At 71.5% G+C, this 2,969-nt stretch carries 3 protein-coding genes; 2 read left to right on the forward strand and 1 reads right to left on the reverse strand.

The genetic code is table 11. The features are described 5' to 3' along the window. Positions 1-674, reverse strand: a 674-nt coding sequence (locus AB0M20_RS35475; protein WP_364304896.1) for a hypothetical protein, incomplete at its 3' end; no start/stop codon positions are given. Between the two features lie 136 nt (positions 675-810). Between AB0M20_RS35475 and AB0M20_RS35480 the strand changes: the two genes are divergently transcribed. Together AB0M20_RS35480 and AB0M20_RS35485 are read left to right on the forward strand one after the other, a co-directional pair. Then, entirely contained in the window at positions 811-2,511 is a 1,701-nt protein-coding gene (locus tag AB0M20_RS35480) for a S8 family peptidase (RefSeq protein ID WP_364304898.1), read from the forward strand. 16 nt (positions 2,512-2,527) lie between these two features. Further along, on the forward strand, positions 2,528-2,969 hold a 442-nt coding region (locus AB0M20_RS35485; RefSeq protein ID WP_364304899.1), incomplete at its 3' end, for an aldo/keto reductase.

Here is a 2,969-nt window from a genome sequence, read left to right on the forward strand (position 1 = left end):
AGTCGTTCCCACTGTCTGTCGATGGCCGCGACGCTCGCCTGCTTCGAGGGCCGCCCGTCCGGGTTCGTCGCGATCGTGTAGACGCTGCGCGTCGCACTCGTGCGCCAACAGATCAGCAGAGCCGGCTTCTCGGCCGGCTTCATGCCCGCGTTGAAGCGGAACGTCTGCGAGCATTGCGCGGCACCCACCGGCTCGCCGTCGTCGGCCACCCAGCCCAGTTCCCGATATCCGGCGAGGTTCTTGCGCGCCGAGACGACCTTGAGCGTGGCGCGGCCCGACGACGTCTGGCTGACGGTCAGGTCCGCCGCCGTGACGGACCGATCGGCCGGCGTCTGTGACAGCGGTCGCGTGATCTTGACGCCCGCCCTCTTGCCGGCGTCCCTCGCCGCCTTCACCCGATCGGCGGTCGACTTCGACGCCGCCGGCGACTTCGTCGTGGCGCTCTTCGGGGCCGACGCCTTGGCCGGCGTCGTCGCGGGCGGGGCGCTCGGCGACGCCGGCGGCGGTGCGACCGACGTAGGCGGAGGAGCCACCGGGGCGAGGGCGCCGGTTTCGCTGGTTGTCGCGGGTTCGTGGCCGGTCAGGTGGTCGGTCAGCACGTAGGCGCCGCCTCCCAGGATCGCCGCCAGCCCCACCACACCGACGATCGCCTGCTTTCGGCGTGCGTTCGTCATCAGTTCTATCCTTTGCGGGTCTCGACTGGCTCACATGGTCCCAAAAATGCGGACATAGCGGATCGGAACGCAGAAGCCCTCATCGACCGGAGGATCCCGCCGATCAGTGCTCCCATTCGCCAACGGGAGGTCCAGCATGGGTCGCAAGTTCAGGTTCGGGGCGCTGAGCGCCACCACCTTCGCCGCAGGAGCCATCGTCGCGCCACTGTTCGGCGCCGCGCCGGCGTTCGCGACGACCACCGCCAACCGGGGCGCACCCCCGGCGAGCATCCTGCCGGCGACCGTGACCCCGTCGGCTCCGGTCACGATCGTGCGGACCGGCTTCGACGCCACGGGCCGCCCCGTCGTCACCAAGCACACCGCAACCACCAGGACGAAGGCCGAGCAGCTGGTACGCGCCGCGCAGAGCACCCCGCGCACCCTCGCCGTCGAGCTCGACGCCCCGGTGCGGGCCACCGGAGACGCCCTCCGCGCCGACCAGTGGAACCTCACCAAGACCCGCACCCCCGACGCCTGGAGCACGTCGACCGGCGAGGGCGTCACCGTCGCCGTGCTGGACACCGGCGTCGACGCGACCCACCCCGACCTGGCCGGGCAGGTGCTCACCGGCAAGAACATGATCACCGGGCAGATCGGCGCCACCACCGACGTCCACGGCCACGGCACGCACGTCGCCGGCACCGTCGCCGCCACCACCGATAACGGCATCGGCGTCGCGGCGATGGCGCGCGACGCGAAGATCCTGCCGGTCAAGGTGCTCGGCGACAACGGCGGCGGCTACATGTCCAACGTCGCGACCGGCATCACATGGGCCGCCGACAACGGCGCCCGGGTGATCAACATGTCGCTGAGCTCGAGCGGCAAGACCGCCGCGGTGACGAACGCGATCTCGTACGCCCGCTCCAAGGGTGTGGTCGTCGTCGCCGCGGCCGGCAACGAGCGGGCGAACAAGAGCCCGACCAGGTACCCCGCCGCCGACGACGGGGTGATCGCCGTCGCCGCCACCGACAGCAACGACAAGTACGGCTCCTTCTCGAATGCCGGCAGCTACGTGGACCTGGCGGCTCCCGGCGTCGGCATCCTCAGCACGGTCCCGGGCGGCTACGCCACCTACAACGGCACCTCGATGGCCGCGCCGCACGTCGCCGCCCTGGCCGCCCTGCTGCTGGCGAAGAAGCCCGGCCTGACTCCCGACCAGGTCGAGCAGGCGATGGAGTTCACCGCCGTCGACCTCGGTTCGCGGGGCAAGGACAAGGACTACGGGCACGGCCGGATCGACGCGGTCGCCGCGCTGGGCGCCGTCGGTGAGGCCGTCGTGACCTCGGAGGCGTCCTCGCAGCAGGTGCTCTACAACACCAAGGTCGACACCACCTTCACGGTGACCATCGGCGGGGCGCCGGCGCCGACGCGGGCCGTCCAGCTGTGCACGGCCGACAACGGCGCCGCCGCCAAGTGCCGCAACGCCACCACGTCGTCGACCGGCACGGTCACGCTGAGCCGCAAGGTCACCTCCCCGTACTCGGTCAAGCTGGTGGTCCCGGCGACGAAGACGACCTTCACGACCGGCGAGTCGCAGACGTACTCGTACACGGCGGCGTCTGCGGTGACGCTCGCGGCCGGCAAGCGCAACTCGGTCGTGGCGTCGCTGGTCGGCTCGGCCAAGCAGACGCTCGAGCTGCAGCAGTCGGCCGACGGCCAGGCGTGGACCACGGTCCGAACCTTCCGGGCGGCCGCCCGGACGACGCTCAGCAACGTCGAGACGGGCGTGCAATACCGGGTGTTCGTCCCGGATGTCGCGACGGTGGCGGGGTCCCTCAGCAACACCGTCCAGATGTAGATCTACGGTGGTGCCCATGATTGACGAGCGTCCGCTGGGCACCACCGGGATAGAGGTCAGCGCGGTCGGCCTCGGGGCCTGGCAGCTGGGCCGGTCCCAGGAGTGGCCGACCGGTCCCGAGCCGGAGGAGGCCCAGCGCATCGTGCGGGCCGCGCTGGACGCCGGGGTGACCTTCATCGACACGGCGCCCGGATACGCGGGCGGGCAGAGCGAGCTGAACGTCGGGGCCGCGCTGGCCGGCGTGCCGCGCGAGAAGTACGTGCTGTGCACCAAGTTCGGCCACCGGCCGGACGGCGGCACGGACTTCTCGGCGGCGGCGATCGAGCCGTCGGTGCGGGGCAGCGCCGAGCGGCTGGGCGTCGAGCACGTCGACGTGGTTCTGCTGCACAACCCGCCGGCCGAGGTGATGGACAGCGCCGAGCACTACGCGGCGCTGGAGGAGCTCAAGGCCAAGGGCC

This window comes from Actinoplanes sp. NPDC051633, assembly GCF_040681735.1.
GTDB lineage: Bacteria > Actinomycetota > Actinomycetes > Mycobacteriales > Micromonosporaceae > Actinoplanes.